General features: G+C 41.0%; 1 protein-coding gene. It reads left to right on the top strand.

Annotation, left to right across the window (positions count from 1 at the left end; genetic code table 11):
- Positions 1-236: 236 nt before the first annotated feature.
- A partial coding sequence (locus ACS8FD_RS21605) for a phosphotransferase family protein (protein WP_439277383.1) occupies positions 237-646 on the top strand: 410 nt, incomplete at its 3' end.

Genomic DNA, 646 nt, shown 5'->3' with positions numbered 1-646 from the left:
AAATTAGAATTAAAGCGTCATGGGTTTCGACTCAAACACTAAATAGTAGTTTGTGAGTCATCAAAATAGCCTAAGCAGAAATAATTTCAATTTAAGAACAATGAATGACTGATTCTGAGACATTTTCTTGGAAAGATTTAAGCTTGAAATAAGCTTAAATGTCGGTCTTTTTAAAAATATGAAAATATTAGTATTAATAAGTGGCTACTAAGCGACCACATGATAAGGAATATCACATGGCAACAGATAACAATAATACGACGGTTAATAATAAGGTGTTAGACAAAGGCGGGCCAGTACGAGAAGGTGAAGCGCTTGATGCACAAGCAGTCAGTGACTGGTTGCGTGCTCAGGGTGTTGATGTCAAAGGCGAGCCTACCGTTACGCAGTTCTCAGGCGGTGCTTCAAACTGGACTTATCGTCTACAATATAGTGGTGATGGCGAAGGCCAAGACCTTATCTTACGCCGTCCGCCAAAAGGTACCAAAGCCAAGTCTGCCCATGATATGGTACGTGAATACACCGTACAGAATGCGCTGATGGACGCTTATCCTTATGTACCAAAGATGGTAGCTTTGTGCACAGATGAGGATGTAATCGGAGCAGATTTCTACGTTATGGAACGTATGGAAGGTATTATTCCGCG

It is taken from the genome of Psychrobacter sp. 1U2, from assembly GCF_051847575.1.
This window is presented reverse-complemented; position numbering and strand designations above follow the sequence as displayed.